Raw genomic sequence first — 23,766 nt, 5'->3', positions numbered from 1 at the left:
TTCTGTGATAACGGTGACATCTTCATTGGCGACCACCCACGCCGATGGTCAGGGTGCTCGATTGCGGCACGGGCGCGCTGAAGGTTTTCTCGTACGCGGTGTAGCCTGCCACCGCGGACTTGCCGTCGAGGCCGGCGACGGGGGCGCGGTTCAGTCCCGCCTGCGGGTTGATCACCTGCTGTGCCCGCAGCAAATCGACGCTGCGGCCAAACTGGCGGTCCAGGTGCGGCGTGGTGGTGCAGCCGCTGGCGGCGAACGACGCCAGCAGCACGCACAGCACGGAAAGGAATGGCGGACGCTGCATGCTCACTCTCCTATTGAAGGTCGAAGCCGGTCGCCGCGGCGGCGCCCGGTTGTTTGTCGGCGGCGGGCGGCGGCGTGGCATCGCCTTCCATCTTCCCTTGCAGGAAGAATTGCGCGCGGCTGGGCGCCACGTAGGCATCCGTCGGCAACACGTAGTCGCCGGCCAGCGGCTTGACCAGGTGCGGCGTGATGATGAACACGAGTTCGGTGCGGTCCGTCTGGAAATCGCTGCTGCGGAACAAGGCGCCCAGCACGGGTATCTCGCCCAGCATCGGCAGCGCCTTGATATTCGTCGTCACGTTGTTCTTGATCAAGCCGCCGATGGCAAAGCTCTGTCCATCGAACAATTGCACGGTGGTGGTGGCGCGCCGCGTGGTAAACGCGGGCAGGATGGCGCTGCCGGCCGTGCCGCCCGTGGTGATGCCGATGCCGTCCTTGTTGAGCTCCGACACTTCCGGCGCCACCTTCAAATTGATGCGTCCGCCATCGAGCACGGTGGGCGTGAACTTGACGGCAATGCCGAATTCCTTTTCTTCCAGCGTGATCTTGTTGGTGGCGCTGTCTTGCGAGACGGGAATGTAGATCTTGCCGCCGGCCAGGAAGCTGGCCTCCTGGCCGCTGATGGCCATGATGTTCGGTTCGGCCAGCACTTTCACGAGGCCGTCGCGCTTTTGCGCATCGAGCGTGAGGAAATTGCCGTTTTTGCCATTAAAACCGTCGATCATGCTGGGATTGCCGCTCAACAAGTTCGACAGGAAGCTGTAGGTCCAGTTGCCGCTGCTGGCGCGCGCGCCGATGCTGGCGCCCAGCTGGTCGACGAGGGTTTTCGACACTTCGGCGATCTTGACTTCCAGCATCACCTGCTGCGGCGCGGCGATGGTCAGCATATTGATCACGCTCACGCCCGGCGTGGCGGCACCGGGGGCACCAGCCACTGGCGCAACGCCGGTCGCGGCAGCCGGCGCCGCCGCCTCGCCGGCACCGCGCTGCGCGAACGCCGTGGCCATGGCCATGATCTGGCTGGCCTTGACGGCGTCCGACACCATGCCCGTCAGCACGATGGCGCCGCCGGCCGAGCTGGCCTTGAGATCGGTTTCGCGCGGAAACACGTGTGACAGCTGGGCCTGCAAGCCGTCGGCATCGACGCCGACTTCGATATCGACAATCACGGGCCGGTGATCCTTGTCCCACAGGATCAGATTGGTGCTGCCCGGTGCCAGGCCCCAGATATACAGCTCGCTGGAACTGCCCAGCAGCCTGGCGCCCGCCACCTTCGGATCATTGACGGCGATCTGCGAAACGGCGCGCGTCAGGCTGCGCAAGGTCGACTTGCCAACGGACAAGCGAATCGGCGGCCCCAGCCGGGCGATATCGGCGCCCAGCGACAGGGGCGCCGCCTGGCTGGCGGCATCCACCTTGCGCACGGCGGGCGCGGCACTGGCGCCAGCCGGCCACAGCAAGCTCGCCGTCAAGCCGCTCAGGGCCAGGGCCAGGCGCACGTGCGGCCTGGCGATACGGGTACGAAATGAGGTCATCGACTATCCCTGCTACTGGTATGGTTAAAATTGCTGGACGCGGGTATCCATGCCCGTGATCACTTTGACGCTCTCGGCCGGTGGCGCGGCGGCACGCGGCGCCTGGCGCGCCGGGGCGGCCGCGCGCGGCGCCGCGACGGGCGCCAGCGGCTTGAGTCCCAGCAGCGACTCCTTGGTGGCGCCGCCCGTGTTGACGGGCGCCGGATCGACCTGGTTGCGCAGCACCAGCGACAAGGCGCCCACGCTGCGCGCCAGGTCGAGCTTTTCCACCTGGTCCGGCGTCAATTCCAGGGTCACGGCATTGACCACCTTGGGCTTGTTGTCGTCGCGGTTCGATTCCTGCGCTACGGCCAGCACCAGGATGCGCTCGAGCACGATCTTGGAAATGGCCAGCTCGGCACCGCCGCTGGCCTTGGCGCGGTCGTCCTGGGTATTGACGAGGATGTCGACAAAGTTGCCCGGCAAGGCAAAGCCCGCCACCCCGACCACATCGTTGACGCGCACGGTCATGGCGCGCTTGCCGTCGGCCACGATGGAGGACAGGCCACCGCTCGTGCCCGGCGGCGCAAGCTTGCTTTCCAGTACCGGTTCGCCGAGGCTGATGGCCGAGCGCGTGATGCGTCCGTCCAGCGCCTTGCCGTCGGTAAAGGCGCCGGGCGGCTGCGCCCCTGCGGGCCAGTCCATGCTGCGCAGCATCAACGGACTGATCTTCGTGCCCACGCCGATATCGACCAGGGCCACGACGATCTTCTGGCTGGCGGGCGTGCTCTGGCCGCCCATCCAGATCGCCGCCGTCAGCACGGCGGCACCGGCCAGCACCAGGGCCAGCAGCAACATCAGTAAAGCACGGGTATTTCGCATCGTTTTTCCTCTGACTTCAACTTGATTTCGGTTCGCGGCGTTCCTGCACGGCCAGGTCGTCCGCGCCCTGGCGCTGATTCGCGCCGGCAAAATAATTGTTCCAGGCCCAGTCCAGCACCGTTTCACTCAACTGCACCGCGGTGCCTTCGTAGCGGGCCAGGTCGCGCACCTGGCGCAGCAGGTCGCGCGGGTAGCAGGCCAGCAAGGGCGTCGCGCTGCGCGCATGGCGCTGCAGCAAAAAGGCAAAGGCGGCCGCGTCGAATGCCACGCCGTAGGTGGCGCACGTCTGGCGGAACACGGTTTCGTAATGGGCGGCGCTGAGCGCCGGCACTTCGATCTTGTAGCCGAGACGGCGCAGGAAGGCCGCGTCCGACAGGCGCTCGGGCAGGAAATTCGAGGAAAACACCACCACCACGTCGAACGGCACCTGGAAGGTATGGCCGTTGTGCAGCGACAGGTAATCGATGGCGCGGTCCATCGGCACGATCCAGCGGTTCATCAGTTCCAGCGGCGAGCAGCGCTGGCGCCCCAGGTCGTCGATGATGAAAATGCCATTGTTGGCTTTCAGGTGCGGCGGCGCGCGGTACAGGCGCGTCACGCTGTCGAAGCGCAGGTCCAGCATTTCCAGGGTCAGCTCGCCGCCCGTCAGCACGGCCGGGCGACGCACGCCGCGCACCCAGCGCGCGTCCAGCTGCACGGCCCGCTCGATGCCGGCCGGCGCTTCCTGCTGCTGCGCCGCCGGCAGATGCAGCACCGGATCATAAAAGGGCACGACTTCGCCATCGACCATGATGGCGTAAGGCAAGGCAATGGCGCCTTGCAGCAAGTCTTGCAAGCGTTCGGCCAGGTAAGTCTTGCCGCTGCCGGCGGCGCCGTAAATGAAAATGGCACGCCCGGAATTCATGGCCGCGCCCAGCTGGTCGAGCACGGCCTGGTTGACCACCACGCCATCGAAGCTGGCTTGCACCTGCGGACGCGTGACGTGCATGTTGGCCACGCTCTGTGCCGCCACCTGCGCGTTATAGGCAGCCAGCGGCACGGGGCACGGGCCCGCGTAGGCATTGCGCGCCAGGCATTCGAGGGCGCGCTGGCGGCCGCTGTCCGTCAACTGGTAATGGATGTCGGCATCCGTGCCGCTGGCGCCGCGGCGCATGACCTCGCACATTTTTTCCTGCCGCATGAAGACGATGACGGGGTCGATCACGCCCAGGCCCAGCTTGACGTAGCTGGCCAGCTCGGGCAGGTGCAGCTGGCCCCGCTGGAACAGCACCTTGACCAGCAGTTCGACGAGGAAAAAAAAGGGCAAGCCCGTCTCTTCGACGGTGCGCGGGGCACGCTGGGACGCCGGTGCGGCAAGCAGGTCAGCAGGCATGGGAACAGCGACAGAAGACGCCAGCGATCATGCGAACATGTCCAGCTGGCCGGCGGCGGCCAGCAGCAGATACAGCGCGGTGCCGCTGGCGATGGCTATGGCATACGGCAACTTTCCGCTGGGCACGACAGGCGCGTCGATATCGGGCCGCTGCGCCGCGATGGCCCGCATGAAGCTGTTCAAGGCCATGTGATAGCTATTGCTGCCGACCTGGCGCAAGGTGCCGTGACAGGCGGCCACGGCCAGTGACAGCACGCCGCCGGCAAGCAGGCTGGCCAGCAGGCAACAGAAGACGGTGAGCGGGCCGACAAAGGCGCCCACCATCGCCATCAGTTTCACATCGCCGGCGCCCAGCGCCTTGAGCGCATACATCGGCAGCAGCAACACCAGGCCCAGGGCCAGGCCGCCCAAGGCCGGCCAGAAGCCGAGCGCGCCCGGCGTGGCCGTCAACAGGCCTGCACCAGCCGGCAACACGGCATTGAGCAACAGCCCGGCCAGCGCGCCAGTCAACACCAGGCGGTTCGGAATGCGGCGGCTGCGCACGTCGTGGTACACGGCCAGCAGCAGCAAGCCGGCCAGCAGGACCGCCGGCGACCAGGTCAGGAAAAGATCGGTGTACATGAATTATCTGGCACGCGAAGGACGATGGCTGGGCCACAAACGACGATGGCCCGGCGCCATGCGGCTGATCCGGGCCACCATCGGCGCGTGCCCGGAAAGGGGCGCGCCGCCATTGCACGTGTGCTGATTACTTGCCGGTCAACGTGGTCGAGACGCCTGTAAATACGGTCGACAGATTAGTGCCCAGCAATTTGACCGCGCCAACGATTGCAACAGCGATCAGTGCGGCGATCAGGCCGTATTCGATTGCGGTAACGCCATCTTCTTCAGCGATAAAGTTTTTGATGAAATTCATGATTAATCCATTCAGAGTGAGTTTTACAACGTCATGTGCAACTGCGGATGCGGCCAGCCAATAAATCGATATCACGCATCCTTGCATATAGACAGAAGTGCAATCAGACACACCAAGGCCATCGGCGACAATAACTGTACGTCCCCGGAAAATGAATTTCCGGGCCTGGCGCGCAATACATGCGCGCTGCCTGGAAAATCATCTTTATTCCGGATTTTTTCCGCTTTTGTCCCTATTCGCAATATCAGCCTGGCTAATTCAGCGGTATTTACCGATTGCTGATGCAGATATTATAATTAAATAAATATTGATATTAAACAGACAAAAGTAATTTTATTGCCGGTACAAAAGAGCTTTTTTTCTGCGTGACATCAGTACATTTGTACCGGCTTCAATATTCATGCGCCGCCGCAAGGCCATTCTTCAAGGCGTACACATACAGCTCGAGGCGGTTGGCCACATCGAGTTTGCTGTAAATCGACGTCAAATGGTTGCGCAGGGTTTGCTCGGAAATGAAGGCGCGCTGCGCGATGGTTTTGTTGAGTGCGCCATTGCCTTCCACCATCATGGCGACAATCTTGCGCTCCTTGAGGGTCAGCAAGGCGATGCGGGCCGCCTCGGGATCGGGCGCCGCCGGCGTCGGTGCCGGCTTGATCAGCGCTCCCAGCAGACTGCCCAGCAAGGCCTGGTCCAGGCACAGTTCGCCGCGATGCACGCGCGCGATGGCGTCGATAACCTGTGCCGCCGCCACCTCCTTGCCGATCACGCCGCGCGCCCCGTTACGCACGGCGCTGGCCAGTACTTCCTGGTCGCGCGTGCCGCTGAACATCAGCGCCCGCGTGACGCCATTGGCCACCAGCGCCGGCACGAAATCGACGGAACATACGCCATCGAGATCGACATCGAGCACGACGATATCGGGCTGCAAGCTGCAGCTCAGGGCCACGGCATCGCCAATATTGCTGACGCTGGCGACCACTTCCATCGACGGGCACGCTTCCTCCAACATTTTTTCCAGACCCCACAACATGGTCTTATGGTCGTCGACCAGCATAACGCGAATCGGATGCGGATTTAACATGGATGTATACCTTTTATGTGCCACGGCGCGCAGGGCCAGGCCCTTACACGGGAATTTCAATGCGCACCGCCGTCGCGCCGCCAGCCGCCTGGCCCACCTGCACGGTGCCGCCCAGCGCCAGCGCCCGTTCGGCGATGGAAGCGGGCATGAACGGGGCGCGCCGGGACGCTTCGGACTCGGCGGTATTCTCGATCGAGATCGACACGGCATGCGTGCCGCAGGCCAGGCGCACGCACCCCTCGCGGGCCGTCGTATGCCTGCGGATATTGCTCATGCCTTCGTTAACGATCTGAAACACTTCCGCCGCCAGCCTGTCGCTGAGGACGAACGCCCGCTCCGAGACGATCTCGATGTCGATGCCAAAGAATTTCTTCAACTGTTGCGCCTGCCGCCGCAACGCCGCCAGCAGCTCGGGCTCGTCATGCCGCTCCTGGCCGCCGCGCACCGTCTGCGCCATCTGGCGCAAGTCGCCAATGACCTGGCCGCTCATCTCGATCAGCTTGTCGAGGTCGCCCAGCAAGGGATTGCCGGCGGCCACCTTGGCCCGCAAGGCGCTCAAGCCATGGCGCAAGCCGATGTAGGGCTGGATGGTCGAATCATGCAAATCGCGGGCAATCTTCTGCCGTTCGCGGTAAGCGGCGCCGGAGGCGAGCTTGTCGAGAATGGCGATGTTCTCTATCTGGGGAAATACCTGCTCGACGATCTGCGCCAGGAACGTGGCGTCGGCCTTCGACAGCCGGTCCGTGGCCGCCAGCACATACAGGCGGCCCTGCCCCTTATGCAAAGGCAAGGGAACGCTGATGAAGGATTGCGCATCGAAGAGTTCCGTCAGGGCCGTGCCCTGCGTGGCGTCGAGGTCGAGCCGCTGCCAGGTGGCGCTGGCGCGCGCCTTGCCCTGCCACGCAGGGCCGAGCCCGAGTCGCGAACGCAGCGATGATGCGTACAGCACGCTCTGGCTGGCCTCGAACACCATCAGCGGCGCCACGGCTGCCTCGCTCATCTGGCTGACGCGCCCGCCATTGCCCCGGCTGTCATCGAGCGCCGTGCGCAACTGCCAATGCGCCGCGCCGCCCTCGCGCATGACCAGGATGCAGCTGCTGGCGCCAAAGAAGACGCGCGCCTTCTCCAGCATCGACGCCACCGTATGATCGACGCCGAAACGGGGATTCGATTGCTGGCTCACTTCGCGCAGCAAGGCCAGGCGGCGCTTGTGCTGCACGCTCAAGCCGCCCCAGCAAGCGATCATGGTGCCCAGCGCCATGACAAACGCCGTGCGCAACAGCAGCAGCGGCAAGTTCGGTTCCTGCTCCGACAGCACCGACGCCAGCACCAGCAAGGCGCAGGACGCGAGCGTTATCCGGGTGCCTTCATCGCGCCCCCGCTGGAACGACGAGGCCAGGATCGCAAAGAAAAAATAGGGAAAAAAATAACTCTCGCCACCGCCGGTGCACCACACGATCAGGCCGCACCAGCCTGCATCGAGCCAATACACCCGTTTGCCATTGCCGCGATGGAAATGCAGCAACACCAGCAATGCCGCGCCATACAGCAGGTACAGGGACAACATCACCGGGGCGAATTGCCCGGCCATACCTTGATGGCCGGAATCGATCATCAGCGTCAGCAATGCCATCACGGCCAACAATAAACGCATGCCAAAGATCATTTGCAAGTCAGCATGATCCTCCGGCGGCAAGGCCACCACGGTATTCTTTCCCCATTGCAATTGTTTCTGTTGCAGCATACTGATTTCATCTTTACAAAAATTACCATTTTCCCGGCATGCCGGAGAATGGTTAATTATTTTTTAATTTTCGTACGCCCCGCATATTACTCCCAGGATTAGAAATTAGGAATGAAAAGCCTGTCATTTACTATGTAAATTATAATAAACTTGATTTCCGCGCATTTTAATGCGACCCTCACTCGCGCAAAGCGCGCTAAAATGAGCCGAGGCAAATTGATTTGAATACATAGCCTAAATACGCAGGCGCGAGCCTTTACCTGGATACCTGAAATGATGCTCAGCAAGGCTACGCCCCGCTTTTCCCGCCCCCCGCCCGCCGGCATCGGGCAAGCTGGCGCCTCCCTTGTCGAGTTTGCCATCATCGCTCCCGTCTTCCTGCTGCTGATGATCGGCGTGATCGAATTGAGCATGGCGTATTTCGCCAATCTCACCATGCAGCATGCGGTGCGCGAAGGCGCGCGCTATGCGGTGACGGGCAACAGCGATCTCGACCCGGCCAGCAGCAACCAGCAACGCTACCAGGCCGTCATTCAAAAGATGAAAGCCAGTTCCATGGGTATCTACGACAAGGTCAATCCCGTCATCACGGTGAACGGCAGCAGCGGCACCAGCGCCGGCATGTTTGGCAACAGCGGCGATATCGTCGTCATCTCCGTCGCATACAACTGGACATTCGCCACGCCGATGATGGCCGCCTTCTACAAGGACGGCAAATCGGCCAACGTAGTGGCCGCCACCATGCGCAATGAAAGCTTTGGCGGCCTATGATGCGTTCACGCCCTGCGGCAAGACGCGCCGCGCGCGGCATAGCCGCCGTGGAATTTGCCATCGTGCTGCCGCTGCTGGCACTGCTGCTATTCATGGTGGTCGACCTGTCGCGCGCCATCCAGGCCAAGATCATCCTGCTCAATATCAGCCGTGAAGGCGCCAACCTGGCTTCGCGCTCGACGTCCGACCTGAGCGGCTCGAGCCAGACCATCATGAATGCGCTGGCCGCCAGCACGCCGCCGCTGGACATGAACAAGCGTGGCATGATCTACGTCACCAAGATCATGGGCTACACGGCGAAGAGCGGCTTGCGCAATATCGTGCTGGAACAATACCGCTGGGATGCCGGCGCGAAGTCCAGCGGCTACCTGCCAGCCAGCCAGGTGTGGCGGTGCGGCAGCTGGAGCAATGGCACGTGCACCAATATCGCCAAGGACAACGATGCCCCCACGGTGTCCTTGATGCAGAACCAGCTGGCCGACGGCGAACTGATCTACGCCGTGGAAACTTTCTACAATTTCGACATGCTGTTCGGCACCTTGAAATTTGGCAACAGCACGACGCCCATCCTGGGCCCCGACCTGACTTCGATGACGATATTCTGATGCGCATTTCCTACAAACGGCAAGGCGGACAAGTGCTGATCATGGTGGCGCTGTCGGCCGTCGTCCTGATCGCCTCGGTAGGCCTGGCCGTCGATTCGGCCCTCGGTTACCTCGTCAAGGCCAAGCTCAATGCGGCCGTCGACTCGGCCAGCCTGGCGGCGGCGCGTGGCGTTACCACGGGCAACTCGGAAACGGAGCAGCGGGCCAGTGCGCGCCAGTCGGCCAAGGAGTTTTTTGACATCAATTATCCGGATCAGTTCCTGCTGTCGACGCCGACCCTGAATCCGGTCGACGTCACGTTCAACAAGGGCACCGTCACCATCGACGTCTCGGCCACCGCCACCCTGCCCGTCTCGCTGATGGGCATACTCGGTTTCAAGACCCTGAACGTGGCCGCCAGTGCGCAAACTATCCGCAAGGACCTGGACATGGTGCTGGTGATGGATACGTCGGGGTCGCTGGAATCCAATGCCGACGCCGTGCGGGCGGCGGGCAAGTCCTTTCTGAACAAATTCAACTCCACCGTGGACCGGGTCGGCCTCCTGCATTTCGCCAGCGGTGCGCAAGTCGACCTGCAGATCAAGAAATCCGACCGTGGCTTCGATCGCACGAGCGCGAACGCCGCGATCAACAACTTCAACTTTGTTGGCGGCACGAATTACTCGGAAGGCATGTGGAATGCCCTCGATCAACTCAAGAGCATCAGCCAGAGCAATCGCTCCAGCCTGCGCGTCATCGTGTTCTTTTCCGATGGATCTCCGTCCGCCTTTTCCTCTTACTTTTTCCCCAGCATGAGTGGCAAGTGCCCGTTCGCTGGAGCGCTGGCCGTGTACGACGACTTACCATCGAGCGGTTTTGCGACAGATGGACTGTACCGTATCAATTCAACCAGCACCAAGCTCGCGCCCGAGACCGATTGCTCTAGAAACCTGATCAGTAAACTACCGGCCTGGTATAACGCACACAATTCCCCCGCCCAGGCCGACGATGTGACGCTGCGCGAATTCCCCATCGTGACCACTACGCCGCGTGCGGTGAACAACGATATGTCCACCAGAAAACTCCAGTGGACCAATATGCACCGTGCATCGCGCAACCTGGCAGAAGCGATGGCCAGCAAGGCGCGCCTGGAAAAAACCTACATCTTTACCCTGGGCATGGGAGCCGCGCTGAAGGGCAAGGCAGGGCCGGACAATGAAATCGGCGAAGACTTGCTACGCTGCATGGCCAATACGAGCGATGCGCCTACGCGTTGCCGCAAACCGGCCGAACCCGTGGGCCTGTACTGCTATGCGGCCACCGACAGCGACCTGAGCCCCTGTTTTACGCGGCTCGCCTCGGCCATTTTACGCATTTCCAAATAAGGCCTGATCACCGGTTAGAAGGCAAAGCAGCTGCAGCCCAAGGTGCCCCAGAAGCCGGAAAAATCGCTGATCGGCACGGCCGACTTGCGCGCCCGGTCGTGGGCGTGGGCGTGCACGCCGCAGGCGCCTGCGCACTGGTGCGGCAGCATGGCTTGCGCTTGCGCCGGCCTGGCCGCAGGCCGGTAATGCCCGGGCACCGCGCGCACGGGCGACCACTCGGGCAGCACGGGAATCAAAGGCGGCGCCAGTGCCGAAAATGGCCCCTGGCCGTAGACGACCTTGCCGCCCACCATGGTCAGCACGGATTCGATCGACTTGATCGCTTCTTCCGGCACCGTGAAATAATCGGCCGACAACACAGAGAGATCGGCCAGCATGCCCTCGCGGATGCGCCCCTTCTTGCCTTGTTCGCTCGAGAACCAGGCACTGCCCGCCGTCCACAGCTCCAGCGCCGTGTCGCGCGACAATCTGCCCGCCGCATCCGTCAGGGCCAGGCCGCCCACGGTGCGCCCCGATACCAGCCAGTACAGCGCCGTCCACGGGTTGTAGCTGGCGACCCTGGTCGCATCCGTGCCGCCGCCGACGGGCACGCCCGCGTCGAGCATGCGCTGCACGGGCGGCGTGGCCTTGGCGGCATCCGCGCCATAGCGTTCGACGAAATACTCGCCCTGGAAAGCCATGCGGTGCTGGATGGCCAGGCCGCCACCGAGCGCCCTGACTCGGTCGATATTACGAGGGCTGATGGTTTCCGCGTGGTCGAACAGCCAGTGCAAGCCGCCGAACGGCGTGTCGCGGTTGACCTTTTCAAACACGTCGAGCATGCGGCTGATCGATTCGTCATAGGTGGCGTGCAGGCGGAACGGCCAGCGCTGCTCGACCAGGTGGCGCACGACCTTTTCCAGCTCGTCTTCCATGCCGGCCGCCAGCTCGGGGCGCGGCTCGAGGAAATCCTCGAAGTCGGCGGCGGAAAACACCAGCATTTCGCCGGCGCCATTGTGGCGGTAAAAGTCCGTGCCGTCGCCGGGTTTCACCATGCCGGTCCACTTCTGGAAGTCCTGCAGTTCCGCGCCCTTGTTTTGTGTGAACAGGTTGTAGGCGATGCGGATGGTCAGCTGCTCTTTTTGCGCCAGCTCGTCGACGACGGCGTAATCCTCGGGATAATTCTGGAAGCCGCCGCCCGCGTCAATGGCGCTGGTTAGCCCCAAGCGGTTCAATTCGCGCATGAACTGGCGCGTGGAGTTCACTTGCAGCTCGCGCGGCAGACTCGGGCCTTTCGCCAGGGTCGCATACAGGATCATGGCGTTCGGCCGGGCGATCAGCAAGCCGGTCGGATTGCCGGCCGCATCGCGCACGATTTCGCCGCCGGGCGGGTTCGGCGTGTTCTTGTCATAGCCGACGGCGCGCAGGGCGGCGCGGTTCAGCAGGGCGCGGTCGTACAGGTGCAGAATGAAAACGGGCGTGTCGGGCGCGGCCGCGTTGATTTCATCGAGGGTCGGCATGCGCTTTTCCGCGAACTGGAATTCCGTCCAGCCGCCCACCACGCGCACCCATTGCGGGTTCGGCGTGCGCAGCGCCTGTTCTTTCAGCATGCGCAAGGCGTCGGCCAGCGACGGCACGCCCTCCCAGCGCAATTCCAGGTTGTAGTTCAAGCCGCCGCGGATCAGGTGCAGGTGCGAATCGTTCAAGCCGGGAATCACCGTGCGGCCAGCCAGGTCGATCAGCTGCGTGGCCGGACCGCGGTGGCGCATCACGTCTTCCACGTCGCCGACGGCGAGGAATTTGCCATCGGCGATGGCGACGGCGGACGCCAGCGGCTGCGTCCTGTCGACCGTGTGGAAACGGCCGTTGAGCATGATCGTGTGTGCGTGCATGGAAACTCCCCAATCAAATGAAAACACGGCCCCGCCGGCGGGCGGCGGAGCCACAATCAGCGAAAAATCAATGGCCTTCGCTGGCGTTGAACATCGATTTGGCGTAGGTCAGGCCCAGGCCATAGCCGCCGCCGTGCGCCACGGCCGTCGCCACCGTTTCATTGTAGGTCTCGCCGCGGGCCCAGTCGCGCTGCAGTTCCAGCAAGTATTGCACGGACGTCAGCGGCTGCGCGCCCGCCTGTATCATGCGCTGCATCGCCATCGCATGGGCTTCGTCGGAGACGTCGCCGCTGGCGTCGGCGATCACGTAGACGTCAAAACCCTGCTCCAGCGCCGACAGCGCGGGACCGACGATGCACACCGACGTCCACAAGCCGGCCAGCACGATCTTGCCCTTGCCGTAGCCATTCACCTTGTCGGCGATGCGCGCATCTTCCCAGGTGTTCATGCTGGTGCGGTCGATCGGCGCCTGATCCGGGAAGACGGACTGGATCTCGTCGAAGATCGGGCCGGAGAATGATTTCGCCGCCACCGTCGTCAAAATCGTCGGCACCTTGAATTCCGCTGCCGCCTTGGCCACCAGGGCCGCGTTGTTGCGCAGCAGGGCCAGGTCAATGGAACGGGTAGCGAAGGCCATCTGCGACTGGTGGTCGATCATGATCAGGGTATGATCGTTCGGGGTCAGCAGTTTTTGGGCGGCTTGGGCGGTGGCGATAGGCATGATGTTTTCCTTAGTGAAAATAATTGAATATGAAATTACGGATGTCGTTATACGGTGCTTCTGCTCCTGCCCTTGCGTCACGCTGTGTGTGCCGGGCCAGTGCTATGCAGTATGGACGAGATGATTTGAAAACAAAAACGGAAAGAATGCCAAGCTATGTGCAATTTTTTCGATAATAGAAAATAGCCGCAACAGCGGCCTGTTCATCAAGGAGTAACCATGGGATTTGAATTCAGGATCACGGCCAGCCTGACGCAGGAACAGCGCCAGCACATCGAGCAGCAGCTGGCGGCGCTGCCGCAAGCGTCAGGCGCCATGCCGGACACGGACGCCAGGCTGACGGACGCCGGCCTGTATATATGCCAGCACCTGCGCCCGGATCCGTGGCACGGCCTTGAAGCCCTGCGCGCCTGGCTCGATGCACAGGGCGTGGACTATGCCGTCGCCGAGATCGACGACTAGGCGCTGCTTTTCTTTACTTGCGGCATTGCAAAGCTGAAACAAAACAGGCGCGTTTTTGCCATGCTGTTATACTTCGCGTGTGCGGCACATATGACCAGTCCCCTTGCCGCTGTCTTTCGACCCCTAATCTGATTGCCTGCGACTGGCGCCTCACGATGGCGACAGGCCGATCTCACAATAAAGTTACCATGTCCTTTTCCTCCCTCGGATTGTCCGACGCTATCGTACGTGCCGTTACCGAACACGGCTACACCGTGCCGACCCCGATCCAGTCGCAGGCGATTCCCGCCGTGCTGGCTGGCGGCGACTTGCTGGCCGGTGCACAAACCGGTACCGGCAAGACGGCCGGCTTCACCCTGCCCGTGCTGCACCGCCTGTCGACGGACGCCAATGGCGCGTCCATCACCAGCAACACCTCGACGCGCCCGATCCGCGCCCTGATCCTGGCCCCGACGCGCGAACTCGCCGCGCAGGTCGAGGAAAGCGTGCGCGCCTACAGCAAGTACACCAAATTGAACTCGACCGTGATCTTCGGCGGCGTCGGCATCAACCCGCAAATCAAGCAGCTCAAGCATGGCGTCGACATCCTCGTCGCCACGCCGGGCCGCTTGCTGGACCACATGGGCCAGGGCACGGTTGACCTGTCGAAAGTGGAAATCCTGATTCTCGACGAAGCCGACCGCATGCTCGACATGGGTTTCATCCGCGACATCAAGAAAGTGCTGGCCGTACTGCCGCCAAAACGCCAGAACCTGCTGTTCTCAGCCACCTTCTCGGAAGAGATCAAGGCCCTGGCCGATGGCTTGCTGAACAAGCCAGCCATGATCGAAGTGGCGCGCCGCAATTCGACCGTGGAAGTGATCAAGCAAAAGATCCATCCGGTCGACCGCGACAAGAAGCACCCGATGCTGTCCTACCTGATCAAGTCGAACAACTGGACGCAAGTGCTGGTCTTTACGCGCACCAAGCATGGCGCCAATAAACTGGTCGAGCAGCTGGGCGCGGACGGCATTGGCGCCCTGGCCATCCACGGCAACAAGAGCCAGTCGGCACGCACGCGCGCGCTGTCCGAGTTCAAGGATGGCACCTTGCAAGTACTGGTCGCCACCGACATCGCCGCGCGCGGTATCGATATCGACCAGTTGCCGCACGTCGTCAACTACGACTTGCCGAACATTCCGGAAGACTATGTGCACCGTATCGGCCGCACGGGCCGTGCCGGCGCCAAGGGCGAAGCCGTGTCGCTGGTCTGCGTGGATGAGCACGAAATGTTGAAAGACATCGAAAAGCTGATCAAGCAAACCCTGCCGCGCGAAGTCATCGAAGGCTTCGAGCCGGACCTGAACGCCCGCGCCCAGCCTGTGCAATTGCGCAGCGGCACCGGCGGTCACCGCAACAACAGCCGCGCGCCAGCCGGCGCCGTGGTGCGCGTGAAAACCGGCGGCAGCGGCGCCAAGCCACGCAGCGCCGGCCCGGCGGGCGGCGGTGGCGGCGGCAACCGCTCGGGCAATGCGCCGCGTTCGGCAGCCAATCACCGCTCCGGCGGCCGCGGCCGCTAATACCCGCGGGTAAGCGTATCGCAACAATAAAAACCGTTCCAGGACTTGCTTCTGGAACGGTTTTTTTATGCACGCCACCGATTGCCGATTTGGGCTAGGATAGTGTCCATCCTATTGACCTGCGTGCCGCCATGCCGAACTTCGCTGCCAACCTCAGCATGATGTTTACCGAACTGCCGTTCCTCGACCGCTTTGCCGCCGCCAGGGAAGCGGGCTTCGATGCCGTCGAATTTCTGTTTCCCTATGCCGTCGAGGCGCGGCAGATCGCCGTGCGGCTGGAACGCCACCATCTGCAGCTGGCCGTCTTCAACTTCCCGCCCGGCGACTGGGAGCACGGCGAGCGGGGCATTTCCTGCGATCCGCGCCGGGGCGAGGAATTTCGCGGCAACGTGCAACTGGCGCTCAATTACGCGCTGGCGCTCGGGGCGAAACAGTTGCACTGCATGTCCGGCATCGTGCCTCCCGGCATGAGCCTGGAGCGGGCACGGCAAAGCCTGATCGGCAACCTGCAATTTGCGGCCGACGCCTGCCGTCCGCATGGCATCAACGTGCTGATCGAGCCGATCAACCGCTACGACATGCCCGGTTACTTTCTGAACCATAGCCAGCAGGCGGCCGACATCATCGCCGACTGCCAGCGCAACAACATCTTCCTGCAATACGACATTTATCACATGCAGCGCATGGAGGGCGAGCTGAGCAACACCATCCGCGCCCTGCTGCCCCTGATCCGCCACATCCAGATCGCCGACACGCCGGGCCGCCATGAACCGGGCACGGGCGAGATCAACTACCGCCATCTGTTCAAGCTGCTCGACCAGGTCGGCTACGCTGGCTGGGTCGGCTGCGAATACCGTCCCGCCAACGACACCGTTGCCGGACTGGGCTGGCGCGAGCAATTGACGGCCAGCGCGGGCAGCTGATCGCAGCGCGCTTGCGCCCGCACAAGGCGGGCGGCGCAGGCCGGCACGACAATACCTTTCCATGCAGTATTTCCTGTCGAGAGGTGACGTGTCTGCCCTGCCCGCCCGCCATTGCCGCGTCCATTGCATCAACCTTTGCCTGGCGATTCTGCTGTGCGGCTGCGCCACTGCGCGCCCCGAGCTGGCGCAGGTGCGCGCCCTGGCCGCCGGCAGCAATGCCCTGACCACCTTCGGCGAACTGTCGCAGCGCCACATCGACAGCTATCAGCGCGCCCGCCCCTATCTGTCACCGGCCGAAGACGCGCGCGAACGCCTGCTCGACGCACAGCGCCGCGCAGCGCAGGCGGACGTGGCGCGCCTGGCGCAGGCCGTGCGCCTGTACCTGCAGGCGCTGGGCCGGCTGGCCGATGCCGATGCCTATGACGTGCAGCCGGAACTGGCCGGCGCCGGCGCCGCCATCCGCGCCTGGCCGGGCAGCGGCATCGACGACCGCCATGTCAGCGCCTACACCTTGCTGCTGCAGCAATTGTCGCGCCTGGGCGGCGCAGCCAGCCAGCGGGCGCAGCTGGCGCAAGTGCTGCACGACGGCGATGCGCCGCTGCAAGCCCTGCTGGCCGCGCTCGACAGCTTGCTGGCGCTGTACGACAAGAGCGGCGATAACGAGCGCGACATGGTGCTCGGCTTGCTCGACGTGGAAATCGCGTATGCGGACACGCCGCAGCAGCGCCTGCTGGCCGTGCTAGCGAAAAACATGCAACAAAGCAAAACCGAGGAATACCGCCTTTATGGCCTGCGTCATACCCTGGCGCGCCGGCAACTGGCGGCACTGGGGCGCGAACACGCCCAGCTCGCCGCCGCCCTCACCACCACGGAGGCAAGATGGATGGATCGGTAGGCAGCGGCAACGAACGCCGCGAAGCAGCTCTCAGCAGCGCCATGCGCGTGGAGCAACTGGCCGACAGCCTGTCGCAGGCAGCCGTCACCCTGCACGGCGCCGTCATGCGCGCCATCCGCAGGCGCGCCAGCCAGGGAGACAGTGGCATCAGCCATAGCCAGGCGCAAGCCGTCTTCGCCTTGGAAGTGGCCTTGCGCCAGCAAGCCAACCAGCTGTATGCCGATGCGGCCGGACACACGGTAGCGGGGCTGGACACGGCACAGCGCCAGCTCAGCGGCCTGCTCGACACGGTGCGCCTGCGCATCGCTCGCAACGACGAGGTGCGGCACTGGATCAGCCTGGCGACGAGTTTGTTGCACCTGGGCAGCGCCGTCCTCGCCGGCAATCCCGAGCGCATCCTCGGCACCCTGGGCAAGGTGCGTGAGCGGCTGCAAGAGATGGCGCCAGACTGATTGAAATCGGCCAGCAAGCGCCTATACTGGGACGTCCCCGCCTGGCAATCGTGCCTGCGGGGCGACCAGAGGAGACCAACATGCGTATCGAACCGTATTTGCAATTCGATGGAAACTGCGCGCAAGCGCTGGAATACTACCGCCAGCACCTGCATGGCACCGACCTGTGCCTGATGCCGTATCGCGGCACGCCGATGCAGGAGCAAGTCAAGGAAGACTGGTATGACAAGATCATGCACGGCTCCGTGCAGCTGGGGCCGACCATGCTGATGGGCTCGGACGGCGGCTGCAGCGAAGATGGCGCCAAGGGCATGCACGGCAGCTCGATCTGCCTGACCGTCGATACGCCGGAAGAGGCGGAACGGGTGTTCGACGCGCTGGCGCGTGACGGCAACATCCAGATGCCCCTGGAGGAAACGTTCTGGGCCAAGCGTTTCGGCATGCTGAAAGACCAGTTCGGCGTCGCCTGGATGGTCAACTGCCTGAAAGAACCAGCATAGAACGGCCCCTGCCCGCCTGCGCCGCGTCAAACGCGGCGCGGGTAGTAGCGCAAGCAGAGTCGCCCATCCTGGACTACCATATAGGACAGACGCCTATCGGGGACAGCCATGAATGGATTGCCGCAAGACCAGCTGCAGCGCCTGCAGGGCGTGCTGGAGCAACGCAAGCTGGCGTTGCTGGAACAGATCGAGAACGAAGCGGCCGAAGCGGACGCGCGCGCCTCCCTGCTCAATGAAATCGAAGCCTCGCCGGCCGACAACGCCAGCGTGCGCACCTTGAACGCCCTCGTCAGCGAAGCGGCCGAGCACAACCAGGCGCAGCTGGCCATCATCAAGCATGCGCTGGCCAAGTTTGCCGATGGCAGCTACGGCCTGTGCGACAACTGCGGCGAGGCCATCGGCCTGTCGCGCCTGAACGCGCGCCCGGAAGCGCGCCTGTGCATCGATTGCCAGACGCGGCTGGAAAAAACCCAGCGCTGAGTCACTGACCGTAGCATGACGGCGGTGCAACAACAAAGGGCAAGGCATCGCTGCCCTGCCCCGTGTTTTTCAGCGTGACTGCCATTGCCTTCCGTCCTGCGCCAGCGTCTGTGCGCCGGCTGGGTGGACGGGTCTCCTCTACTGTCATTGCCTCTGTGCAAGCTACACGCTTGCTTAACTCATGTGCTGTCCGCCATTGATGGCGATGTTCGCGCCCGTGACGAATGCCGCCTCGTCGGACGCCAGGTAAGCGACCAGGGCAGCCACCTCGTCCGGCTCGCCCAGGCGGCCCAGGGGAATCTGCGGCAGGATCTTCGTTTCCAGGATATCGGCGGGCACGGCCGTCACCATCTGCGTGCGCAGGTAACCGGGCGAGACCGTGTTGACGGTGATGCCATGGCGCGCCACTTCCAGCGCCAGCGCCTTGCTGAAGCCATGCACGCCCGCCTTCGCGGCCGCATAGTTGCACTGGCCAAACGCACCCTTCTGCCCGTTGACGGACGAGATATTGATGATGCGGCCCCATTTTTTTTCCAGCATGGGTTCCAGCACCTGCTTGCTCATGTTGAACAGGCTGTCGAGATTGGTGCGCATGACCTCGGCCCAGTGCGGCAACTCCATCTTGCGCATGCTCTGGTCGCGCGTGATGCCGGCGTTGTTGACCAGCACGTCGATGCGGCCAAACTGCGCCAGCACGCTTGCCACGGCCTCGCTGCAGGCATCGAAATCGCCCACGTCGATGGCCAGGGGATGAAAATAATACTGCTGTGACTGCTGCGTGTCGAGCCAGCTTGCCACCCGTGCATTGCCCGGCGTATGCGCCGCCACGACGGCAAAGCCCGCCGCATGCAGGCGGCGGCACAGGGCCGTGCCCAGTCCGCCCATGCCACCCGTGACCAGCGCTACCTTTTGTTCTTTCATGATTGTCTCTCTCCGCTTGTTATGGTTGTTCTGCGTGGCATCAAGTGTAGGAGCAGTTTTTATCGTCAGCTTTGCGCCAGATCAAGTGCCCAGCCTGTCAAGCATGGCGCATGCGTGCGCGGCCGCCTCCCCGTCTGTGCCAGAATGGCCACTACTGCACAGCGAGAGGCCAGGCCATGACATATAAAACCGTATTGCTCCACATCGACGACGGCGCCGGGCGCAATGCCCGCATCGAAGCGGCGGCCAGCATCGCCCAGGCGTGCGGCGGCCACCTGACGGGTGTGGCGCTGACGGGCGTGTCGCGGCTGCTGTACCAGAACCAGCCCGACCTCGATGCGGATCCGAACCTGAGCTTGCATCTGAATTTCCTGCGGGAACGGGCGACGCGCGCCCTCGACGGTTTCGAGGCGCAGGTGCGCGCGGCCGGCGTCGCCTCGTTCGAGCAGCGCGTGCTCGACGACGAGGCGGCGGGCGGCATCAGCCTGCTGGCCCGCTATGCGGACCTGGTCGTCATCAGTCAATACAATGCCAAGGATAAGTCGCCGTCCGTGATGCGCGACTTTCCCGCCTATGTGCTGCTGCATTCGGGCCGTCCCGTGCTGATCGTGCCGTATGCGCCGCCGCTGCCCCTGCTGGCGCCGCCGGCGGCCGCGCGCAATGTGCTCATTTCCTGGAACGCCAGCAAGGAAGCGAGCCGCGCCGTGAGCGCTGCCCTGCCCCTGATGCAGCGGGCCGGGCAAGTCCACGTGGCCATCTTCGACGCCCAGGTGCATGCCGCCGAACACGGCGAACATCCAGGTACCGAGCTGACGCACTACCTGGCGCGCCACGGCGTGGAAGCGCGGCTGCATTTGCTCGATGGTGGTGGCGTGCGGCGCGGCGATATCGGCGAAGCACTGCTGTCGCATGCGGCCGACCTGTCGGTCGACTTGCTGGTGATGGGAGCGTATGGCCATTCGCGCCTGCGCGAAACCATCCTGGGCGGCGTCACGCGCACGATTCTGCAAAGCATGACGATCCCCGTGCTGATGGCGCACTGAGCCAGTTGAAAGCGACGGGCTAGCCGCCCTGCCAGGGCTGGCTGCGGATCTTCGCCACCTGGCGCTGCGCCAGCCATTGCCACAGCTGCAGCGCGTCGCCCTGCGGCAGGGCCGACATGTGGCGCGGCGTGGCCAAGGCGATTTCACAATCGCGGTCCGACCATTCCTCGAAAGTGACTTCGCCTCCGCTAGCGACTTCGACCTGATACATCAAGCCATCGTCGTAGCCGAAACGCAACAGGACGGCGGCCGGGCTGCCGTCCTGCGTGACGCCGCCGCGGTAAACCTCGGCCAGCGCATCGGCCAGCTGTGCCGGAGAGGGCGCGCAGATGTCGCGCCCATCGGCCCGTGTCAGAATGAACCATGCCTGTGTCATGACGCGCCCTCCTATTCATACTCGTTAGCATGCGAGGCAAGTACTACGGGCAGTCACCTTGGTCCAGTGTCACTTCGGGCGCGCGGAAACTATCCCTGTCGGCATTGTTTACCAATAATTAGCAATACTAACAAGGATCATACCTAAATTTCATGCGGTGCGGAATTTATGGATTCACGCCACCAGCACGGGAATGCTGAGCGGGTCGAAATCATGCCAGTCGCCATTCGCGATCGTGCCTTCCGCTTCCTCGATATGCTCGGCGCCCAGCCGGTGCAGCGCTTCGAGCGCCCGTTCGCGCTCGTCGAGGCCGCCCAGCGCCACGGCGATCAGCATGCCCGGATGGCGTGGCTGACGGCGGTTTTCACCATTCTTTTCGCCATTTTTCTCGGGCTCGCCCGCCTCCTTCATCTTGTTGAAACTATAGAGCGAGCCTACGTGGGCGCCCACCAGCGCACCCACCACGGGACCCAGCGGCCCCGTCGCCAGGGTAGTGGCCGCGCCGATGCCCGCGCCCAAAGCGGCCCCGACGGCCACGCCTTCCACCACGCCCTCCGGCGTCTCTTTCGCGCCCGGCGACATGTCGCGGTCGCCGCCGAGCGCGTGCAAGTCGTGCTGGCCCGGCTGGTTGACAAAGAAGGCGCTGATGCGGCTGTCGGGAAAGCCCGCCTGGTTCAGTGCGACGCGCGCGGCGTCGATCTGTTCCTGCAACTGAAAATGACCTGCGATGATGCGTGACATGATACGGCCCTCCTCGTCGGCTGCTGGCGCACCATGCGCCACTCCTCTAGCGTGCGCTCACCGACCGCGAAATACCGTTCGCTTACGCACACAGCCGCTCACTCATGTATTTACTCATGTGCTCACGCCAAACGGGCTGCGGATATCGGAAAGGAATTGTTGTGCGCGCGCATGTTGCGGCCGCGCAAAAAAATCTTCGGGCGTGGCCCGTTCCAGCACTTGCCCGTGATCCATGAACCAGACGCGGTCCGCCACCTCGCGCGCAAAGCCCATCTCGTGCGTCACGCACACCATCGTCATGCCGCCCTGCGCCAGGTCGCGCATCACCTGCAGCACTTCGCCCACCATTTCCGGGTCCAGCGCGCTGGTCGGTTCATCGAACAGCATCAGCGGCGGCTGCATGGCCAGCGCGCGGGCAATCGCCACGCGCTGCTGCTGCCCGCCCGACAGGGCCGCCGGCATGGCGCGCGCCTTGTGCGCCAGGCCCACCCGCTCCAGCAGGGCCAGCGCTCGCTCCTCCGCCTCGCGCCGGGACAGGCCGCGCAAGCGCTGCGGCGCCAGCGCGCAATTATCGAGTACCGATAAATGGGGAAACAGGTTGAATTGCTGGAAGACAAAACCGATGTGCGAGCGGAAGGCATTCACGTCCAGCCCCGGCGCGTAAATGTCCTGGCCGGCCACCGTGATGCGGCCTGAAGCGATCGCCTCCAGGCGGTTGATGGTGCGGATCAGGGTCGACTTGCCGGAACCGGACGGCCCGCACACGACCAGCACCTCGCCCTTGGCCAGGTGTTCATTGATGCCGCTCAAGGCGTGATAGTCGCCATAGTATTTGTTGACGTTGTCAAAGGTAATCATGCAGCCGCTTTCAAGAGTCGCGCCTGGCGCCGCTCGAGCCAGAAGGCGGCGCGCGACAGGCTGAAACATAAAACAAAGTACGTCATGCCCAGCAAAAAATACACTTGCACGGGTTTCGTCAGCACCAGGCCGTTGACTTGTGTAGCGATGAACGACACTTCGGCCAGGCCGATGATGGTTCCCAGCGAGGTTTCCTTGATGGTCGAGACGAACTGGTTGACCAGCGAGGGCAGCATGTGGCGCAGCGCCTGCGGCAGCACGACCTGGCGCATGCTGTCCAGGTAGTTCAAGCCCAGGGAACGGGCCGCCTCCACCTGTCCCTTGGGCACGGCTTGCACGCCGGCACGCACGATTTCCGCCAGATAAATGCCGTCGAAGATGACGAGGGCCGCCAGCATGGTGCCGAATTGCCCGCTTTCATGGCCCGTGATGCTGGGCAGGAAGAAATACGCCCAGAAAATGACGAGCAGCAAGGGGATGCCCCGCACCACGTGGATCAGCGCGGCGACGGGCCAGCGCAGCAGCCGCCACGGACTGATGCGCGCCAGCCCCAGCAGCAAGCCAACGGGCAGGCTCAGCACCAGCGCCAGGCTGGCCAGCAGCACCGTCAGCGCCAGGCCGCCCAGCGGCCCCTCGGGATAGCGGCCTACAAGAAAATACAGCCAGTAGTCATGGATCAGTTCCAGCATCAGGACACCTTCCTTTGCAGCAAGGCCGCCAGACCCGCGATCACCAGCGAAACGGCCAGATACGCAATGCTGGCGAAGAAAAAGGCCTCCACGCTGCGGAACGAGGCCGCTTCCACGCGCTGCGTCTGGTACATCAGCTCGGCCACACCGATGACGGTGGCGATGCTGGTGTTTTGCCACAAATTCAGGGTTTGCGACAGCAGCGGCGGCGCGGCCAGCCGCAGCGCCTGCGGCACGATGCACAGGCGCATGGTGGCGAGAAAGCTGAAACCCAGCGCTCTGCCCGCCTCGAATTGCTGGGCAGGAATGGCGCGGATGCCGCTGCGGATGTCTTCCGCCATGTAGGCGGCCGTATATAAGGTCAGGGCCGTGATGGCGCTGACGGCTTCGATATTGCCGGCATACAAGCGCTCCTTCCACGTGTCGGGCAGTAATTCGGGCGCACCGAAATACCAGAACAAGAAGTGGGCCAGCAAGGGCACGTTGCGGATCAGCTCGACATACGCGGCGCCCAGGGCATTGAGCAGACGCGACGGCGCCAGGCGCAGCATGGCCACGCCGCACGCCAGCGGCAAGGACAAGAGCAAGGTGATGCCCATCAGTTGCAATGACAGCAGCAGGCCGGACAGCAACCAGTCGCGATAGTCGCCGGCCAGCAGAAAGTTCAGATCAAATTGGAACATGATAATGAAATATCATTGATGCCTAAGAAAACCGTAGCGA

General features: G+C 63.3%; 27 protein-coding genes. 11 read left to right on the top strand and 16 right to left on the bottom strand.

Going from position 1 to position 23,766, the window contains the following annotated elements:
* Positions 1-22: 22 nt before the first annotated feature.
* The 8 genes from AC3IQ7_RS10355 to AC3IQ7_RS10320 form a co-directional block, all read right to left on the bottom strand.
* The gene (locus tag AC3IQ7_RS10355) at positions 23-304 is read right to left on the bottom strand and encodes a pilus assembly protein (protein ID WP_489209387.1); all 282 of its coding nucleotides are present in this window, start codon (positions 302-304) and stop codon (positions 23-25) included.
* Positions 305-314: 10 nt separating this feature from the next.
* Positions 315-1,838 carry a type II and III secretion system protein family protein gene (locus AC3IQ7_RS10350; RefSeq protein ID WP_322428018.1) on the bottom strand — a complete coding sequence of 508 codons (1,524 nt, stop codon included), beginning with the start codon at positions 1,836-1,838 and terminating at the stop codon, positions 315-317.
* A 24-nt stretch (positions 1,839-1,862) separates the two neighbouring features.
* A complete protein-coding gene (gene cpaB, locus AC3IQ7_RS10345) occupies positions 1,863-2,699 on the bottom strand; it encodes a Flp pilus assembly protein CpaB (RefSeq protein WP_489209385.1) in 837 nt (278 codons plus the stop codon).
* A gap of 16 nt (positions 2,700-2,715) precedes the next feature.
* A complete protein-coding gene (locus tag AC3IQ7_RS10340) occupies positions 2,716-4,071 on the bottom strand; it encodes a DUF8689 domain-containing protein (RefSeq protein WP_099380412.1) in 1,356 nt (451 codons plus the stop codon).
* A gap of 27 nt (positions 4,072-4,098) precedes the next feature.
* Positions 4,099-4,692, bottom strand: a complete 594-nt coding sequence (locus AC3IQ7_RS10335) for an A24 family peptidase (protein ID WP_233516341.1) — start codon at positions 4,690-4,692, stop codon at positions 4,099-4,101.
* A gap of 127 nt (positions 4,693-4,819) precedes the next feature.
* The gene (locus AC3IQ7_RS10330; protein ID WP_099380413.1) at positions 4,820-4,987 is read right to left on the bottom strand and encodes a Flp family type IVb pilin; all 168 of its coding nucleotides are present in this window, start codon (positions 4,985-4,987) and stop codon (positions 4,820-4,822) included.
* Positions 4,988-5,378: 391 nt separating this feature from the next.
* Positions 5,379-6,068: a response regulator transcription factor gene (locus AC3IQ7_RS10325; RefSeq protein ID WP_233516342.1), complete on the bottom strand. Its 690-nt coding sequence runs from the start codon at positions 6,066-6,068 to the stop codon at positions 5,379-5,381.
* 43 nt (positions 6,069-6,111) lie between these two features.
* Positions 6,112-7,812 carry a sensor histidine kinase gene (locus tag AC3IQ7_RS10320; protein ID WP_489209382.1) on the bottom strand — a complete coding sequence of 567 codons (1,701 nt, stop codon included), beginning with the start codon at positions 7,810-7,812 and terminating at the stop codon, positions 6,112-6,114.
* A gap of 273 nt (positions 7,813-8,085) precedes the next feature.
* On the opposite strand from AC3IQ7_RS10320, the gene AC3IQ7_RS10315 reads away from it, so the two are divergent.
* The 3 genes from AC3IQ7_RS10315 to AC3IQ7_RS10305 are packed head-to-tail and all read left to right on the top strand — an operon-like array spanning position 8,086 to position 10,552.
* The gene (locus AC3IQ7_RS10315) at positions 8,086-8,583 is read left to right on the top strand and encodes a TadE/TadG family type IV pilus assembly protein (RefSeq protein ID WP_233516343.1); all 498 of its coding nucleotides are present in this window, start codon (positions 8,086-8,088) and stop codon (positions 8,581-8,583) included.
* Entirely contained in the window at positions 8,580-9,188 is a 609-nt protein-coding gene (locus AC3IQ7_RS10310; protein WP_099380416.1) for a TadE/TadG family type IV pilus assembly protein, read from the top strand. Before AC3IQ7_RS10315 ends, AC3IQ7_RS10310 begins: the two co-directional genes overlap by 4 nt.
* Positions 9,188-10,552: a vWA domain-containing protein gene (locus AC3IQ7_RS10305; RefSeq protein WP_489209379.1), complete on the top strand. Its 1,365-nt coding sequence runs from the start codon at positions 9,188-9,190 to the stop codon at positions 10,550-10,552. The genes AC3IQ7_RS10310 and AC3IQ7_RS10305 overlap by 1 nt, the downstream gene beginning before the upstream one ends.
* 14 nt (positions 10,553-10,566) lie before the next feature.
* Here AC3IQ7_RS10305 and AC3IQ7_RS10300 read toward each other — a convergent pair whose 3' ends face one another.
* Both AC3IQ7_RS10300 and AC3IQ7_RS10295 read right to left on the bottom strand, forming a co-directional pair.
* Complete coding sequence (locus AC3IQ7_RS10300; RefSeq protein WP_489209378.1) at positions 10,567-12,423, bottom strand: amidohydrolase; 1,857 nt, start codon at positions 12,421-12,423, stop codon at positions 10,567-10,569.
* A 67-nt stretch (positions 12,424-12,490) separates the two neighbouring features.
* Entirely contained in the window at positions 12,491-13,144 is a 654-nt protein-coding gene (locus AC3IQ7_RS10295; protein ID WP_489209376.1) for a hydrolase, read from the bottom strand.
* Between the two features lie 219 nt (positions 13,145-13,363).
* On the opposite strand from AC3IQ7_RS10295, the gene AC3IQ7_RS10290 reads away from it, so the two are divergent.
* From AC3IQ7_RS10290 to AC3IQ7_RS10260, 7 genes are all read left to right on the top strand, one after another.
* Positions 13,364-13,606, top strand: a complete 243-nt coding sequence (locus tag AC3IQ7_RS10290) for a hypothetical protein (RefSeq protein ID WP_322428010.1) — start codon at positions 13,364-13,366, stop codon at positions 13,604-13,606.
* 188 nt (positions 13,607-13,794) lie between these two features.
* Positions 13,795-15,165, top strand: coding sequence for a DEAD/DEAH box helicase (locus AC3IQ7_RS10285; RefSeq protein ID WP_035826342.1), 1,371 nt, complete (start codon positions 13,795-13,797; stop codon positions 15,163-15,165).
* Between the two features lie 131 nt (positions 15,166-15,296).
* Complete coding sequence (gene otnI / locus AC3IQ7_RS10280) at positions 15,297-16,088, top strand: 2-oxo-tetronate isomerase (protein ID WP_489209373.1); 792 nt, start codon at positions 15,297-15,299, stop codon at positions 16,086-16,088.
* An 88-nt stretch (positions 16,089-16,176) separates the two neighbouring features.
* Positions 16,177-16,983 (top strand): hypothetical protein, encoded by an 807-nt coding sequence (locus AC3IQ7_RS10275; RefSeq protein WP_489209371.1) that lies wholly within the window; start codon positions 16,177-16,179, stop codon positions 16,981-16,983.
* Complete coding sequence (locus tag AC3IQ7_RS10270) at positions 16,968-17,435, top strand: hypothetical protein (protein WP_322428007.1); 468 nt, start codon at positions 16,968-16,970, stop codon at positions 17,433-17,435. The genes AC3IQ7_RS10275 and AC3IQ7_RS10270 overlap by 16 nt, the downstream gene beginning before the upstream one ends.
* Positions 17,436-17,515: 80 nt before the next feature.
* A complete protein-coding gene (locus AC3IQ7_RS10265; protein ID WP_035826338.1) occupies positions 17,516-17,935 on the top strand; it encodes a VOC family protein in 420 nt (139 codons plus the stop codon).
* 108 nt (positions 17,936-18,043) lie between these two features.
* A complete protein-coding gene (locus AC3IQ7_RS10260; RefSeq protein WP_322428006.1) occupies positions 18,044-18,415 on the top strand; it encodes a TraR/DksA family transcriptional regulator in 372 nt (123 codons plus the stop codon).
* Positions 18,416-18,589: 174 nt separating this feature from the next.
* Here AC3IQ7_RS10260 and phbB read toward each other — a convergent pair whose 3' ends face one another.
* Positions 18,590-19,336 (bottom strand): acetoacetyl-CoA reductase, encoded by a 747-nt coding sequence (gene phbB / locus AC3IQ7_RS10255; RefSeq protein ID WP_322428005.1) that lies wholly within the window; start codon positions 19,334-19,336, stop codon positions 18,590-18,592.
* Positions 19,337-19,512: 176 nt separating this feature from the next.
* On the opposite strand from phbB, the gene AC3IQ7_RS10250 reads away from it, so the two are divergent.
* The gene (locus AC3IQ7_RS10250; protein WP_489209368.1) at positions 19,513-20,379 is read left to right on the top strand and encodes a universal stress protein; all 867 of its coding nucleotides are present in this window, start codon (positions 19,513-19,515) and stop codon (positions 20,377-20,379) included.
* A 19-nt stretch (positions 20,380-20,398) separates the two neighbouring features.
* Here the strand turns inward: AC3IQ7_RS10250 and AC3IQ7_RS10245 are convergent, their stop codons facing one another.
* The 5 genes from AC3IQ7_RS10245 to AC3IQ7_RS10225 all read right to left on the bottom strand — a co-directional run bounded on the left by AC3IQ7_RS10245 (position 20,399) and on the right by AC3IQ7_RS10225 (position 23,726).
* Positions 20,399-20,755, bottom strand: a complete 357-nt coding sequence (locus AC3IQ7_RS10245; protein ID WP_099380428.1) for a hypothetical protein — start codon at positions 20,753-20,755, stop codon at positions 20,399-20,401.
* 174 nt (positions 20,756-20,929) lie between these two features.
* Complete coding sequence (locus tag AC3IQ7_RS10240; RefSeq protein WP_489209365.1) at positions 20,930-21,496, bottom strand: glycine zipper domain-containing protein; 567 nt, start codon at positions 21,494-21,496, stop codon at positions 20,930-20,932.
* 114 nt (positions 21,497-21,610) lie between these two features.
* Positions 21,611-22,354, bottom strand: a complete 744-nt coding sequence (locus AC3IQ7_RS10235) for an amino acid ABC transporter ATP-binding protein (RefSeq protein WP_489209363.1) — start codon at positions 22,352-22,354, stop codon at positions 21,611-21,613.
* Positions 22,351-23,043: an amino acid ABC transporter permease gene (locus AC3IQ7_RS10230; protein ID WP_099380431.1), complete on the bottom strand. Its 693-nt coding sequence runs from the start codon at positions 23,041-23,043 to the stop codon at positions 22,351-22,353. The genes AC3IQ7_RS10235 and AC3IQ7_RS10230 overlap by 4 nt, the downstream gene beginning before the upstream one ends.
* The gene (locus AC3IQ7_RS10225; protein ID WP_489209361.1) at positions 23,043-23,726 is read right to left on the bottom strand and encodes an amino acid ABC transporter permease; all 684 of its coding nucleotides are present in this window, start codon (positions 23,724-23,726) and stop codon (positions 23,043-23,045) included. The genes AC3IQ7_RS10230 and AC3IQ7_RS10225 overlap by 1 nt, the downstream gene beginning before the upstream one ends.
* Positions 23,727-23,766 lie beyond the last annotated feature (40 nt).

This window comes from Janthinobacterium sp. GL_088 (genome assembly GCF_057837845.1).
The sequence above is the reverse complement of the archived record's forward strand: the minus strand, read 5'-3'. Positions and strand labels throughout refer to the sequence as shown.